We start from the raw sequence: 13,418 nt of genomic DNA on the forward strand, positions 1-13,418 counted from the left end.
CAAAGCATGACGTGCGGCTCTTTCAAGTACGCCGAGGCGTACTTGAAAGAGGGAAAGGAACGAGATATGGCTATTCGGAATATCAGGGAAATCGGAGATCCGATTTTGAACAAAAAGGCAAAAGAAGTAAAGGAAATTACCAGGAAGACAAGTGAATTAATTGACGATATGTTTGAAACCATGTATGAGAACAGCGGTGTGGGACTGGCAGCGCCCCAGGTGGGTGTTTTAAAAAGGATTGTAGTGATTGATGTATTTCCGGATGAGAAGAGCGACCCTATTCTGCTTATCAATCCCGAGATCGTCGAGGCCGATGGAACACAGACCGGACAGGAAGGCTGCTTAAGCGTTCCAGGAAAATTCGGCATTGTAACGAGGCCGAACCATGTAAAGGTGAAAGCCTATGACCGGAATATGAAAGAATTTACGATAGAAGGGACAGAACTTCTGGCCCGGGCGTTCTGCCATGAACTGGAACATTTAGACGGACATCTGTTTGTGGAGAAGGTAGAAGGAGAGCTGGAAGATGTGGCGGCAGAGGAAGAATAGCCTTCATAACTTGCCGGAAAGGGGATAACATATGAGAATCGTATTTATGGGTACACCGGATTTTTCTGTCCCTACTTTGGTTAAACTAAAGGAAGCAGGACATGAGATTGCGGCGGTCGTCACGCAGCCGGATAAACCAAAAGGACGGGGCAAGACGATGCAGGCGCCTCCGGTGAAGGAAAAAGCGCTGGAATTATCGATCCCGGTATTTCAGCCGGTGAAGGTGAGAGAGCCGGAATTTATCGCTCATCTAAAAAAACTGAATCCGGATGTGATCGTGGTGGTGGCCTTTGGACAGATTCTGCCTGAGAGTATCCTGACCCTTCCCGAATACGGCTGCATCAACGTACACGCCTCCCTGCTTCCGAAGCTTCGGGGCGCCGCGCCGATTCAGTGGGCGGTGATCAACGGAGACCGGGAAGCCGGAGTTACCATTATGCATATGGACGTTGGCCTTGATACCGGCGATATGATCACCCAGGAGTCAATACCTGTTGAACCGGAGGAGACCGGCGGCAGCCTGCACGATAAGCTGTCGGTTCTGGGAGCAGAGCTGCTAGTGAAAACCCTTCCTCTGATCGAGAGCGGCACAGCGCCGAGAGTCCCGCAGAAAGATGCTGATTCTACCTATGTAAAAATATTAAATAAAGCAATGGGACAGATTGATTTTACCAAACGCGCGGAGGAGATTGAGCGTTTGATCCGTGGATTAAATCCGTGGCCGAGTGCATACACTTTCCTGAATGGGAAAACACTGAAAATATGGAAGGCACAGGCGGTACCGGAGAAAACGGACGGCAGGCCGGGGGAAATCCTGACGGTCGGGAAAGAGTGCATCACCGTACAGACCGGCGCAGGCAATCTGCGGATTCTGGAACTTCAGCTGGAAGGCAAAAAACGAATGAGTACGGAAAGCTTTTTACGGGGGTATGAGGTTTCTGAACACACGATACTGGGATAAGAAAATCCTGGGTTTGAAGGAGAAGACATTATGCCATTTTTTTACTATCTTGATCCAACCTACATTTTAGTTATTATTGCCATGGTGCTAAGCCTGGTGGCGTCCGCCAGAGTTAACTCTGCTTTTAGTAAGTATTCCAGGGTCATGGCGGCGGGCGGGCTTACCGGCGCAGAAGCTGCGCAGAGGCTGCTTCACAGCGCGGGAATCTATGACGTGGCGGTGATTTCCGTAAGCGGAAATCTGACAGACCACTATAATCCGGCCAAGAAGACGCTGGCGCTCTCGGAATCCGTGTATGGTTCCCGGTCGGTTGCCGCAATTGGTGTGGCGGCTCACGAGTGCGGTCATGCTATGCAGCATGCCCATGGATATGCGCCCCTGAAAATCCGTACGGCTATTGTGCCGGTTGTGAATGTGGCGACAACGATATCCTGGCCGATGATTTTCCTGGGAGTGATAATGGGATTTTCCCAGACCTTGATTACAATGGGAATTATTCTGTTCTCAGCCTCTGTTTTATTCCAGCTTATCACGCTGCCGGTGGAGTTTAACGCATCCCGAAGAGCGCTGATAGCCCTGGAGGACGGCGGCATTTTGTACGGGGACGAAGTAAAACAGTCCGGTAAAGTATTAAAGGCGGCGGCCCTAACCTATGTGGCGGCGGCAGCCGGGTCTATTTTACAGCTGCTTCGTCTGCTCATTCTGTTTGGAGGACGGCGCCGTGACTAAGGAAAAAGCCAGTGTTAATCTGAGGGAAATTGCATTTCAGGTTTTGACCGAGGTACTGGAGGAAGGCGGATTCTCCCATCTGGTGCTGCGGACAGCGCTGGAGCGTTATCAGTATTTAACTAAGACGGAACGGGCGTTTTTAACCAGACTCTGTGACGGTACGGTAGAGCGGGTTATCACTCTGGATTATATTTTAAATTCTTATTCGAAGACGAAAGTCAGCAAAATGAAGCCTGCCATCCGCACGATTCTGCGCATGGGGGTATACCAGCTGACGTATATGGACCATGTTCCGGCAAGTGCTGTCTGCAACGAGGCGGTGAAGCTTACTCAGAAAAGAGGGCTTCACGGGCTGAAAGGGTTTGTTAACGGTGTTCTGCGCAGCATAGCGCGGAGGGATGCCGCTGTTTCCTTTCCGGACCGCAGCAAAGAACCGGTCCGCTGGCTGGCTGTTGCCTATTCGGTACCGGAGTGGCTGGCAGAAAAGATCCGGAGGGAATACGGGGATGACACCGCAGAGAAGATTTTTTCTGCCGCTCTTCGGGAACGGCAGACTACAGTAAGAGTCAATACGATGCTTACCACCCGGGATAAACTGAAGGAGGAGCTGGCAGCCGAGGGGATTGACGCAGAGCCCGCTCTTTATATACCGGAGGCGATGGTTCTTAAAAATTACAATTATCTGAGCCGGCTGGACAGTTTCAGGCGGGGAGCATTTTATGTACAGGATGAAAGCTCCATGTTGGCTGTGAAAGCAGCTGGGATTCAGCCGGGAGATCTGGTGGTGGACGTGTGCGGGGCTCCGGGCGGCAAGGCGCTGTATGCCGCGGAACTTGCCGGACCGTCGGGCCGGATCAGTGTCCGGGATCTGACCGAGGATAAGACGGAGCTGATTGAGGAAAATGTGCGGCGGCTTACCTTTACGAATGTGGAGGTTAAGACCTGGGATGCCAGGGAGAAAGACACCGCCTATGAGGGAAAAGCGAATGTTGTGCTGGCCGACCTGCCCTGTTCCGGCCTTGGGGTCATGGGTCGGAAAGCCGATATTAAATATCATGTGACACAGGAGAGTATTCTGGAACTGGCGGCCCTGCAGAGGGAGATTCTTGCAGCCGCGGCGGATTATGTAAAGCCGGGGGGAATACTGATATACAGTACCTGTACCGTTACGGAAGAAGAGAACGGCAGGAACCGGGACTGGTTTTTAAACCACTATCCCTTTGAGGCGGATTCGCTGGATGCATATTTGCCGGAGACCCTTCAGGGGGAGACAACCGGACAGGGATTTTTACAGCTTCTGCCCGGTGTCCATGGAACAGATGGTTTTTACATTGCCCGTTTCCGGCGCAGGTGAAGAGAGGATTAGCAGATGGACGCAGCAAAAGATATCAAATCGTACGGTTTTGAAGAACTGGACCAGATTCTTCTTGGCTGGGGAGAAAAGAGCTTCCGTACCCGACAGATTTATGAATGGATACATAAGAAGCTGGTGTCAGACTTTGACGAAATGACCAATCTTTCCAAAGCGCTCAGAGAGCGGCTGAAAGAAAATTTCTGCTTAGGCAGCGCCCGCATGCTGGAACGCCAGGTGTCCGAAATTGACGGTACGGCGAAGTATCTGTGGGAACTGTCGGATGGCTCCGCGGTGGAGAGTGTGTGGATGAAATACCAGCACGGCAATTCTGTCTGTATTTCTTCCCAGGTGGGCTGCCGGATGGGCTGCCGTTTCTGTGCGTCCACGATCGGAGGGCTGACCAGAAATCTGCTTCCGGGGGAGATGCTGGATCAGGTTTACCGGATTGAGAAGATTTCCGGGGAACGGGTCTCCAATATCGTGGTGATGGGTTCTGGGGAACCGCTGGATAATTATGATAATTTTGTAAAGTTCGTCCGCATGGTTTCGGACGAACGAGGGCTGAATATCAGCCAGAGAAATATCACAGCCTCCACCTGCGGACTGACGGAGCAGATGCGCAGGCTGGCAGATGAGGATCTGGCGATTACACTGGCGATTTCGCTCCATGCGCCCAACGACGAGGTGAGGAAAACCCTGATGCCGGTTGCGCTGCGCTATTCCATTGAGGAAATCCTGGACGCCTGCCGCTATTACTATGAAAGGACGAAAAGAAGGATTACCTTTGAGTACAGTCTGGTCAGGGGAGTCAATGATTCGGAGCGCTGCGCTGCGGAGCTTGCCAGGCGGCTGAAAGGGTTAAACTGCCATGTCAACCTGATTCCTGTCAATCCGATCAAAGAGCGGGACTACAGGCAGTCGGGCCAGGCGGACATTCTCAAATTCAAAAATTTACTTGAAAAATATCGAATTAATGTTACTATAAGAAGAGAAATGGGGGCGGATATTGATGCCGCCTGCGGCCAGCTGCGCAAAAGCTATATTGACCGTAACATTTCGGAAAGAGAGGAGAACGCATGAAATCATTTTCTATGACAGATGTGGGGCTGAAGCGAAGTATGAATCAGGACTATCTGTTCTGCGAAGAAAACGAAATCGGAAATCTCCCCAATTTATTTGTTGTGGCTGACGGGATGGGCGGTCACCGGGCTGGGGATTATGCATCCCGGTTTTGTGTGAAGATGCTGACCGAAGCGATTGAACAGAGCACAGAAGTAGAACCGGTGGAGATTTTTGATGCTGCCATCGGGGAGACGAATGCCAGACTATATCATCAGACCCAGGTGCATGCGGAGCTGGAAGGCGCAGGCACCACACTTGTGGCCGCCACAATTGTGGGTGATACGATGTATGTGGCTAATGTGGGGGATTCCAGACTGTACGTGGTTCATGACGAATCGGCGGAATTTGAGGATGGACCCTGTACCATTACCCAGGTGACGGAAGATCATTCTCTGGTGGAACTGATGATTAGAACCGGTGAGATAAAACGAGAAGAAGCGCGGAATCATCCGAATAAAAATGTGATAACACGGGCCCTGGGGGCTGCACCTAAGGTGGAGGCCGATTATTTTGAGGTAGAACTGCAGGAGGGGGATAAGATCCTTTTGTGTTCGGACGGCCTGACCAATATGGTTGAGGATGAAGAGATAAAAGAGATTGTCAGAGAGAGCGGCGATGTAATTTCTGTCGCATGCAGGGAACTGATCAAGCGGGCCAATGCCCATGGAGGTCTCGATAATATCGCTGTCGTCTTAGTGAAACCTTAGGGAAGAGGTGAGAATATGATACAACCTGGAATGTTTATAAATAATAGATATGAGATTATTGAGAAAGTCGGCTCCGGCGGAATGGCTGATGTCTACAAGGCAAAAGACCACCGTCTGAACCGTTTTGTCGCAGTGAAGGTTTTAAAAAATGAATTCAGCAGCGATAAGACTTTTGTTGTAAAATTCCGAGCAGAAGCCCAGGCAGCGGCGGGCCTGTCCCACCCTAATATCGTCAATGTCTATGATGTGGGGGAAGACGAAGGCCTGTATTATATTGTAATGGAACTCATTGAAGGGATTACCCTGAAAGAGTTTATTGCGGCAAAGGGCAGACTGGGAGTAAAAGAGGCTGTGGGTATTGCGATTCAGATTGCCCAGGGCCTGGAAGTGGCCCATGCCAACCATATTATACACAGAGATATCAAGCCGCAGAATATCATACTGTCTAAGGACGGTCTTGCCAAAGTGACCGATTTTGGTATCGCGAAGGCTGTTTCTTCCAATACGATAACCTCCAACGCGGTGGGCTCTGTACACTACATTTCTCCGGAGCAGGCCAGAGGCGGCTACAGCGATGAGAAGAGCGACATTTATTCTCTGGGTGTAACTCTCTATGAGATGCTTTCCGGAAAGGTGCCGTTTGTGGGCGAGAGCACAGTTTCTGTTGCCCTGCAGCATATACAGGAGGAGCCGGAAGCGATAAGCCAGATTGACCCGTCCATACCGGTCAGTATTGATAAAATAGTACAGAAGTGTATGCAGAAGAAGCCGGAGCGCAGATATTTAAACGCTGCCGACTTAATTGCAGATTTAAAATATGCAATCCGTAACCCGGAGGATGATTTTGTGTCCGTACCGCCGATGATTAATTCGGATTCTCCCACACTGGTAATTTCAGAGGAAGAATTAAACCGTATTAAAAGCGCGTCGGGGGACGGTATGTCCGTGCGTTCTTCCTATGAAGAATCCAGAAGGAACAGCGAGGATGAACGGGAACGAAGAAGGAAACCGGTTCAGGAGAAGCCGGAGCCGGCCCGCAGCAAGAAAAAGAAAAATGACGATCTGGACGACGACGGTGATATCGATCCGAAGCTTGAGAAATTTATGGTGGCCGGCGGTATCGCGGCAGTTGTCATTCTGGTATTGATTATTATATTTTTGGTAGGAAAGACAATCGGAATCTTTAATTTCGGCAAGGATAAAAATGACGATCCGAATGGCGATCCAGGCGTAGAAGGCCCGGACACACCGGGTGATGAGCAGGATAACCAGGACGAACCGGAAGAAACGCCGTTTGCTCTGCCGAATGTGGTAGGTGCAACAGAAGATGACGCCAGAAAAACACTGGAAGATCTGGGACTGATATTCAGCCCCAATGAGGAGGCATCCTCCGAGATGGAGGAAGGCCGGGTGATCCGGACGGAGCCTGGATTCAACGAGCAGGTTAAGAAGGGGGATACCATTCAGGTATACGTAAGCTCCGGTGCGGAGGAAGTCGATATCCCGATGGGGCTGGCCGGACTTACCTACGATCAGGTTGCTTCCCAGCTGACAGAACTGGGATTAAATCCGAAGAAAAACGAAGTGTTTGACGATAATGTGGAAGCTGGCAAGGTGATCTCCGTCAGCCCTTCCGAGGGTACATCCATTGAGAAGGGAAAAGATGTGACCGTCACGGTGAGCAAGGGAAAAGAGACCGAGGAGACATTGGTGCCGGATCTTAAGAATATGACAAAGTCGGAGGCCAACAAGGCTCTTAAGGACGCCAAGCTGGAGCCCGGGAAGGTGACGGAAGAGTTTTCTGCCGATGTGGAGAAGGGAAGAGTAATCTCCCAGGGGACGGAGCGCAACACAAAGGTGGAAGAGGGCACTAAGATCAGCTATGTGTTGAGCAAGGGACCTGAAACAACCTATATTTATGTGGGAAGTATTTCTGTCAGTGCCGCTGACAATCCGTTCCAGAGCGAGGAGGAAGAGGGAACCATTTCCGTCATCGTAACCCAGGGCGGACAGACGGAGACTGTCTATGAGAGTGTACTGACCTACGAGGACTTTGAGCCTACTTTAAATGGTCTTGTGATTCAGGGATTTCAGGAGGGAACCGGAACGGTGGAGATTTATCTGGACGGTGACCTGCTGATCAAGAAGAAAGTGGACTTTGTGAAGCAGGAGGCTTAATGCAGGGTAAGATAATGAAGGGAATCGCCGGTTTCTACTACGTTCATGTCCCCGGAAGGGGCGTGTATGAATGCAAGGCGAAAGGCATATTCCGGAATCAGAAAGTGAAACCCCTGGTGGGGGATAATGTGATAATTGAAGAATTAAACGAGGAAGGGATGGTGGGTAATATTACCACCATCCTTCCACGTAAGAATGATTTAATACGGCCGAATGTGGCAAATGTGGATCAGGCTCTGGTGGTCTTTGCCGCCGTCTCCCCTGAACCCAACCTAAATCTGCTGGACAATTTTCTGGTTATGATGAGAAAAGCGCAGATTGAAACGAGGATCTGTTTTAATAAGATGGATCTGGCTGCGTCCGGCAAAACCGGCAGCCTGGAAGAGATTTACAGGGACTGCGGGGCTAAGGTCTGTTCGCTGAGCGCTCTGAATGCCTGCGGAATAACGGGGATAAAGGAATTTCTCAGGGACAAGACAACCGTACTTGCCGGGCCGTCCGGTGTGGGAAAATCCACGCTGATCAATCTTCTGGTGCCGAAAGCCGCGATGGAAACCGGTTCAATCAGCGAGAAAATACAGCGGGGAAAACATACGACCAGGCATTCGGAGCTGTTCTCTCTGGAAGAGGGCGGATATATTTTCGATACGCCTGGCTTTAGTTCTTTTTTTGTAAAGGATATGGAGGCGGATGAACTAAAGGAGTACTATCCGGAGTTTATTCCCTATGAGGAACAGTGCCGCTTTCAGGGCTGCGTTCACATAAACGAACCGGTTTGCGGCGTGAAATGCGCGGTGGAAACCGGGGAGATCAGCGCCAGCCGGTACGCCAACTATAAATTAATCTATGATAATCTGAAACAGGAGAAGAAGTACAGATAACGGGAAAGGATGTAACAATTATGTCAAAAATATCACCCTCAATACTGGCGGCGGATTTTGCCGCGCTGGGAGAATCAGTAGCCTCTGTGGAAGCGGCCGGAGCAGAATATCTCCATCTGGATATGATGGACGGGCAGTTTGTGCCGAATATTTCTTTTGGTATGCCCATTATAAAGGCAATCCGCGGAGGCAGCAGCCTGGTATTTGATGTGCATATGATGGTGGAAAATCCGGATGCCCTGCTTGAGGCGGTAAAAGAGGCGGGGGCCGATCTGATAACCGTTCATGCGGAGGCCTGCAGACATCTGCACCGTACCATTGGTGTAATCAAATCCATGGGGCTGAAAGCTGGCGTGGCCCTGAATCCGGCAACGCCTTTGGACGTGCTGGACTATGTGCTGGAGGATCTGGATCTGGTTCTGATCATGACGGTTAACCCTGGTTTTGGGGGTCAGAAGCTGATTCCGGCCTGCTATGGGAAAATACAGGCTCTGAAAAAGCGGATTCAGGAGAAAAACTTAAATATTGAAATCGAAGTGGACGGTGGAGTAGATAAAACGACGATCCGAAAGCTTCAGGAAGCGGGGGCGGATGTATTTGTAGCGGGTACTGCGGTATTTAAGGGCGATATTGCAGACAATATGAAGACTCTGCGGGAACAGTTAAGATGAGCAGGGGTCTGATCCTGACCGGCGGGAGACTGAATCGTCACTTTCTGGAATCCTATCTTAAAACGGAGCAGTTTGATAAAATATTCTGTGTGGACGGAGCTCTGGAAACCGTGGAGGAAATTGGACTGGCGGTCGATTATCTTCTGGGAGATTTTGACTCTGTAGATCCGGAACTGCTGGATCGTTTCAGAAGGAAGGTTTCCTGCGGGGAATTGTCCACCATCATCCAGGAGTACAATCCGGTCAAGGATGCCACCGATACGGAGATAGCCATCGATCTGGCTGCTGAGATGGGGCTGTCGGAACTGGTTATTTTGGGAGCAACCGGCTCCCGGACCGATCATCTGCTGGGTAATATTTCTCTGCTGAAAAAGACATTGGATGCAGGGATGCAGGCTTTCCTTCTGGACGAGTACAACAAGATTTATTTAGTCCGGGAAGGTTTGACGATAAGGCGGGAAGAACAGTATGGAAGCTATGTATCTCTGCTGCCCTTCGGAGGTATTGTAAAAGGGGTAACCCTTAGAGGTTTTTCCTACGATCTGACAGACCGGGATTATGAATACGGGAGCTCTCTTGGCATCAGCAATGAGATTGCAGAAGAAGAGGGACGTATTTCATTTGAATCGGGGATTCTTCTGGTTATTGAAGCCAGGGATGGAGAATAAGAGAAGAGAAAAAGCGAAGTTCGCTGGTTACTAGGAGGAAATATTAAAAATGAAGCTTGGAATTGTCGGCTTGCCGAATGTTGGAAAAAGTACACTGTTTAACTCACTGACCAAGGCCGGAGCGGAATCGGCCAATTATCCGTTTTGCACCATCGATCCCAATGTGGGGATTGTTCCGGTTCCCGATGAACGGCTGACCGTTCTGACGAAAATGCATGACTCTGCCAAGACGGTTCCTGCAACCATAGAATTTGTGGATATTGCCGGGCTGGTAAAGGGCGCGTCAAAAGGGGAAGGTCTGGGCAATCAGTTTTTATCCAATATCCGGGAAGTAGATGCAATTGTACATGTAGTCCGCTGCTTTGAGGACAGTAATATTATTCATGTGGATGGCTCTATTGATCCTCTGAGGGATATTGAGACAATCAATCTGGAACTGATTTTCTCCGATATTGAAATTCTGGAGAGAAGGATCAGCCGGGTAGCCAGAGCGGCCAAAAACGATAAGGCGATGGCCAAGGAACTGAATCTGTTAGAACGGCTGAAGGCATACCTGGAAGACGGTAAAATGGCGATCACATTCGAGACAGAGGATGAGGATGAATTAAACTGGCTGAAAGAATACAACCTTTTAACAGGGAAACCGGTTATTTTTGCGGCGAATGTGGTGGAGGATGATCTGGCGGATGACGGAGCCTCCAACGAGTATGTAAACCGGGTCAGAGAATTTGCGAAGGAAAACGGCTGTGAGGTATTTGTAATCTGCGCCCAGATTGAGCAGGAGATTGCAGAGTTAGACGAGGAAGAAAAGAAAATGTTTCTGGAAGACCTGGGCTTAAAAGAGTCAGGTCTGGAAAAGCTGATCCGGGCCAGCTATTCCCTGCTTGGGCTGATCAGTTATCTCACCGCGGGGCCGCAGGAGTCCAGAGCCTGGACCATCAAGCGGGGAACAAAGGCTCCGCAGGCGGCCGGCAAGATCCATTCTGACTTTGAGAGAGGATTTATCAGGGCAGAGGTGGTAAGCTATGACAACCTGATTGAGTGCGGAAGCTTAAACAGTGCGAAAGAAAAAGGACTGGTGCGCTCCGAGGGCAAGGAATATGTGGTACAGGACGGAGATGTGGTTCTGTTCCGCTTCAATGTGTAAGTTTTCGTGATGAGAAAATAAATGCTGCTGTCCATAGACAGGAATGTTCTCGTGCGGACAGAATAAAATAAAAGGAGGAAGGACGATGACAGATTCTTCCATTCGGTTTCCTGGGCTGGGAATAACTTTTAGTAATTTGGGGGACGGTTTTACGGTCTTTGGATTTAAAATTGCATACTACGGCGTGATTCTTACTCTGGGCATGGTGATCGGCTATCTGCTGGTGGAGTGGCAGTCCAGAAGGACCGGACAGGGGAAAGATAAATATCTGGATTTTGCGATCTATGCTATTATTTTTTCCGTGATAGGAGCCAGAATTTACTATGTTATTTTTGCATGGGATTATTTTCAGAACAACCTGCTGGATATATTTAATATACGGACCGGAGGGCTTGCCATCTACGGCGGGGTGATTGCTGGAGTACTGACGGCCTATATCTACTGTAAAAAGAAGAAATGGTCCTTCCCGCTGCTGGTTGACACCTGCTGTGTGGGCCTGATCGCAGGCCAGGCGTTCGGACGCTGGGGGAATTTTATGAACCGGGAGGCCTTCGGAGACTACACAAACAGTTTTATGCGCATGCTGCTTCCCAGAGCAGATGTAGCCGCCAGCGATGTGACTCAGAAGATGCTGGATCATACGGTAATCGTGGACGGCATTGAATTTATTTCCGTTCACCCTACCTTTTTATATGAATTCCTGTGGAACCTGATGGTTCTGGCGCTGCTTCTGATTTATACCAAGTACAAGAAGTACGACGGAGAAATTTTCCTGATGTATCTTGCCGGATATGGACTGGGGAGAGCATGGATCGAGGGGCTGCGAACGGATCAGCTGCTGTTCTGGGGGACGACGGTGCCGGTTTCCCAGATTGTATCCATCGTACTGTTTCTGGCAGCGACCGGGGTACTGATTTACAACCGGATAAAAAAGAAATCAAACCGGCAGGCGCCGGTTCAGTAACACAGAGATAGAAGGCCGCTGCGGGCAGGAATATGCAGCGGCCGTTTGTTTGCAGTAAGACAGTCTCGCAAAGCGTGCTGTCGTTTGCTGCAATAAGACAGTCTCGCGAAGCGTACTGTCGTTTGTTGCTCAGTAAACTAGTATAAGGGGGAACAACGTGGACAATATCACGGACTATGTGAAAAAAATGGGCCATCTGCCGTTTGACCAGATGCCGTTCAATCCGGTTGATAGTTTAATACTCAGCAAGTTTGCTTATTTTAAGCTGGAAAAGCTGCCGGATACGGACCGGAGGGAAATAACGATAGCAAAGATTGCCGGGGACTTTTCTGGCGCAGAGCCTGGCAGCAGTACACGGAATTATTACAGCGGGCTTCACGGGGAAGAAAAGGAACTGCTTCTTTCCATGGGAAAGAGCCAGCGGTTCGGGGCGGCTGTAGTTACAGACTATCAGAGCAGCTTTGATCCGGAGGAAGAGAAGCAGTTTGCAGCCATGACATTCCGTATTGGAGACCGGGACCGGTATGCGGCATACCGGGGAACTGACAATACGATTGTGGGATGGAAGGAAGACCTGAACATGTCATTTATGTCGCCGGTTCCGGCACAGGAAGAGGCGGCAGATTATCTGAGCGTAATATCGGAAAAATATCCGGACGGGCGGCTGTGGGTGGGAGGCCACTCCAAGGGCGGCAATCTGGCTGTCTACAGCGCCGCATTTGCCGGGGAAGAAGTCAGGAACAGGCTGACCGGAGTGTTTAATCACGACGGACCGGGATTCCCTTCCGGTGTGATTGCAGAAGATCAGTACCAGGCTGTGCTTGACCGGATCTATACATATGTGCCTCAATCTTCTGTGGTAGGGATGCTGCTGGAACAGGAAGGCAGTTATACCGTTGTGAAAAGCCGGCAGATCGGGCTGCTTCAGCACGATCCTTTTTCCTGGGAGGTTTCCGGAAATCATTTTGTCACGCTGAAATCGGTTACGCTGGAGAGCCGCCTTCTGGATCATACGCTGAAGGACTGGATCTGTTCCCTGACACCGGAGAGCAGAAAGAAATTTATTGATGCCCTCTATGAGATTCTGAGTGCTTCCGGGGCGGCCACACTTAAGGAACTGAGAGAAAACTGGACCCAGGCTCTGCCCAGGATGCTTCTGGCAGTCAATAAGCTGGATGAACCCACCCGGAAAGAGATGAGGAATGTTCTGGAAGCCTTTCTGGAAGCTGCGAAGGGAAGCCTGGCGGATTTGACCAGAGCGGAAGAAAAGCAGCTCGTGGATAAGGCAAAAAAGGACCTGGGGAGGGAAGTGGAGGAAATTTAGTTCCCCGGGCCAAAAAATCGAACATAAAATTAACAAAATATTACGAACCCATGAAACACAAGAAATAGTTGGTGAAGGATACCCGCCAACGATATCTTGTGTTTTTTGTTGCCAAAGCCCGCAATTAGGGGCTATTTCTGCCATTTTTACCCATAAAATACTC

At 50.0% G+C, this 13,418-nt stretch carries 13 protein-coding genes; all 13 read left to right on the forward strand.

Annotation, left to right across the window (positions count from 1 at the left end; all coding sequences use genetic code 11):
• Window positions 1–66 precede the first annotated feature (66 nt).
• The 13 genes from def to ABCW47_RS11160 all read left to right on the forward strand — a co-directional run bounded on the left by def (window position 67) and on the right by ABCW47_RS11160 (window position 13,255).
• On the forward strand, window positions 67–549 hold the full coding sequence (gene def / locus ABCW47_RS11100; protein ID WP_343209984.1) for a peptide deformylase: 483 nt from the start codon (window positions 67–69) through the stop codon (window positions 547–549).
• A gap of 31 nt (window positions 550–580) precedes the next feature.
• Window positions 581–1,510: a methionyl-tRNA formyltransferase gene (gene fmt / locus ABCW47_RS11105; protein ID WP_343209985.1), complete on the forward strand. Its 930-nt coding sequence runs from the start codon at window positions 581–583 to the stop codon at window positions 1,508–1,510.
• Window positions 1,511–1,540: 30 nt separating this feature from the next.
• Window positions 1,541–2,239: a zinc metallopeptidase gene (locus tag ABCW47_RS11110; protein WP_343209986.1), complete on the forward strand. Its 699-nt coding sequence runs from the start codon at window positions 1,541–1,543 to the stop codon at window positions 2,237–2,239.
• Window positions 2,232–3,593 (forward strand): 16S rRNA (cytosine(967)-C(5))-methyltransferase RsmB, encoded by a 1,362-nt coding sequence (gene rsmB / locus ABCW47_RS11115; protein ID WP_343209987.1) that lies wholly within the window; start codon window positions 2,232–2,234, stop codon window positions 3,591–3,593. Before ABCW47_RS11110 ends, rsmB begins: the two co-directional genes overlap by 8 nt.
• Before the next feature lie 15 nt (window positions 3,594–3,608).
• Window positions 3,609–4,673, forward strand: a complete 1,065-nt coding sequence (rlmN, locus tag ABCW47_RS11120; protein WP_343209988.1) for a dual-specificity RNA methyltransferase RlmN — start codon at window positions 3,609–3,611, stop codon at window positions 4,671–4,673.
• On the forward strand, window positions 4,670–5,422 hold the full coding sequence (locus ABCW47_RS11125; RefSeq protein ID WP_343209989.1) for a Stp1/IreP family PP2C-type Ser/Thr phosphatase: 753 nt from the start codon (window positions 4,670–4,672) through the stop codon (window positions 5,420–5,422). Before rlmN ends, ABCW47_RS11125 begins: the two co-directional genes overlap by 4 nt.
• A gap of 15 nt (window positions 5,423–5,437) precedes the next feature.
• Window positions 5,438–7,600 (forward strand): Stk1 family PASTA domain-containing Ser/Thr kinase, encoded by a 2,163-nt coding sequence (gene pknB, locus ABCW47_RS11130; protein WP_343209990.1) that lies wholly within the window; start codon window positions 5,438–5,440, stop codon window positions 7,598–7,600.
• Complete coding sequence (rsgA, locus tag ABCW47_RS11135) at window positions 7,600–8,481, forward strand: ribosome small subunit-dependent GTPase A (protein WP_343209991.1); 882 nt, start codon at window positions 7,600–7,602, stop codon at window positions 8,479–8,481. The genes pknB and rsgA overlap by 1 nt, the downstream gene beginning before the upstream one ends.
• 20 nt (window positions 8,482–8,501) lie before the next feature.
• Window positions 8,502–9,152: a ribulose-phosphate 3-epimerase gene (gene rpe / locus ABCW47_RS11140; protein WP_343209992.1), complete on the forward strand. Its 651-nt coding sequence runs from the start codon at window positions 8,502–8,504 to the stop codon at window positions 9,150–9,152.
• On the forward strand, window positions 9,149–9,820 hold the full coding sequence (locus ABCW47_RS11145; RefSeq protein WP_343209993.1) for a thiamine diphosphokinase: 672 nt from the start codon (window positions 9,149–9,151) through the stop codon (window positions 9,818–9,820). The genes rpe and ABCW47_RS11145 overlap by 4 nt, the downstream gene beginning before the upstream one ends.
• A gap of 49 nt (window positions 9,821–9,869) precedes the next feature.
• Complete coding sequence (ychF, locus tag ABCW47_RS11150) at window positions 9,870–10,967, forward strand: redox-regulated ATPase YchF (protein WP_343209994.1); 1,098 nt, start codon at window positions 9,870–9,872, stop codon at window positions 10,965–10,967.
• Between the two features lie 85 nt (window positions 10,968–11,052).
• Window positions 11,053–11,931: a prolipoprotein diacylglyceryl transferase gene (lgt, locus tag ABCW47_RS11155; RefSeq protein WP_343209995.1), complete on the forward strand. Its 879-nt coding sequence runs from the start codon at window positions 11,053–11,055 to the stop codon at window positions 11,929–11,931.
• A gap of 157 nt (window positions 11,932–12,088) precedes the next feature.
• Window positions 12,089–13,255 (forward strand): Mbeg1-like protein, encoded by a 1,167-nt coding sequence (locus ABCW47_RS11160; RefSeq protein WP_343209996.1) that lies wholly within the window; start codon window positions 12,089–12,091, stop codon window positions 13,253–13,255.
• Window positions 13,256–13,418 lie beyond the last annotated feature (163 nt).

Origin of the sequence: Anaerolentibacter hominis (assembly GCF_032380675.1) — a bacterium.
Classification (GTDB): domain Bacteria; phylum Bacillota; class Clostridia; order Lachnospirales; family Lachnospiraceae; genus Anaerolentibacter; species Anaerolentibacter hominis.